This window comes from Acidiplasma aeolicum (assembly GCF_001402945.1).
GTDB lineage: Archaea > Thermoplasmatota > Thermoplasmata > Thermoplasmatales > Thermoplasmataceae > Acidiplasma > Acidiplasma aeolicum.
In genome coordinates this window covers 1-1573 of sequence record NZ_LKBG01000117.1, presented here as the reverse complement: position 1 = coordinate 1573, position 1573 = coordinate 1, and the positions used below count along the sequence as shown (strand labels likewise).

Genomic DNA, 1573 nt, shown 5'->3' with positions numbered 1-1573 from the left:
CCTTTTCGCTTGGCCCGAAAAAAACAACCTTTACATCATCCGCCTTCTTCTTCCTCATTTTTTACAAATATTAAAGTCCCAACGTTATCTATATATTTTATAAAATTGATATTTAATTTATGTAAAAGTAATTCAACACTTGATCCTAATTCTTTTGCCCATCTGATAAGCGGAAAGCAAAAATAATCATCTGAAATTCCCACTTCCTTTGTGTCGAGAAAACTATCCAGAAATTGCCTATTTTCTAATATCGAGTTATTTACATTTTTATCATATTTATAAATTTTTTTAAATTTCGCTACTGTGAATATAGAGCTCAATGCAAGTCTTGTAAAAAAGGGATATGCTTTATGATAAAATTTAAAATAATTAAAGGTATCATCCAATGTAAATCCTTCCCCCCTTATTAAATCAACACCAAGTCTTATTCTACGAACATAGTACTTAAAATGTTTGGCATACCGTAATTCTGAATTATTTTCTGTGGGGTAACCATTAATAAACGGTATTGCAGGCACATAGTAATCACTTTTTATTCTCGCAAAAATTTCTGCATCTTCAGCTGTATATAAATTCCTCCAGCCGCCCTTTCCAAGGAGGGTATCTCTTAATATCATTAATGAATATAGACTTGCAATTGTTTTTTTACCTTGTGAATATCCATAGTTTAGTAATTTATGGAAATTTGAGTTATAATAGTTGTCTAGATCAAAATATGCAGTGTAAGAACCTTCGGTTGTATGTTTAAGGGCATAGTCTCTTCCTTTGCCCATTGACGATTTATATTGATATAATTTTAAATTATAATCTTTTTTAATTTCGTTCAATTTTTCCCAAGTACCATCATTAGAGTAATTATCAACAATTGTTATTTCATATGAAGAATCAAAAACTGATTTAATACTTTCTTCAATTGTAGTAACGTTATTATATACTGTAGCATATAAATTAATATTCTGCACCGCCTCTTATTTAATTCTGTTATATATTTTTTACTATTGCTCTTAGCGTGTCCAAACTTTCATAATTTGTTCGTCACTTGTCATATTTATTAATTTTAAAAACATAAGTGGAATATGGCAGCTAACCGCATCCCATTAATTATGGAAAGGTTGTCTCAAATAGTTACGGAGGACAGAATAAGGAAGTATTCTACAGCTCTAATTGTAAAAATTATTGTAATTTTAAAAATATATGGAATTATTTACAGGTTATCTAAATACTTCTTCAATAACCATAGAGAATTCATGGAACTGTTGAATATTACAGATATTCTGGATTTCAGGACATTATCCTATAGATTTTTAAGAATAGACTGGCATTGTATAAATTCATCAATTATTGATATAATAAATCCTTATAATGACAATGCTGCAGTAGACTCATCTATTGTTAAGACCTGCAGGGATACAACAGAGGAGAAGGAAGAATAAGAAATATAAGGATAATGATAGCTCATGTGGCTACAGCACAATGGACTATGAATATGGAAGAAAGGTGCATGCTTTAATAGATACTGATTCATTATCTGTAATGGAATGGAAGATGACCACTGCATCTGTATATGACAAGA

The 1573-nt window shown here is 29.9% G+C and carries 2 protein-coding genes; one reads left to right on the top strand and one right to left on the bottom strand.

From position 1 onward, the window contains the following. Positions 1-35: 35 nt before the first annotated feature. Positions 36-962, bottom strand: a complete 927-nt coding sequence (locus tag AOG54_RS03420) for a glycosyltransferase (RefSeq protein ID WP_055032418.1) — start codon at positions 960-962, stop codon at positions 36-38. A 114-nt stretch (positions 963-1076) separates the two neighbouring features. On the opposite strand from AOG54_RS03420, the gene AOG54_RS03415 reads away from it, so the two are divergent. Continuing rightward, entirely contained in the window at positions 1077-1433 is a 357-nt protein-coding gene (locus AOG54_RS03415; protein WP_156324180.1) for a hypothetical protein, read from the top strand. Positions 1434-1573: the final 140 nt, after the last annotated feature.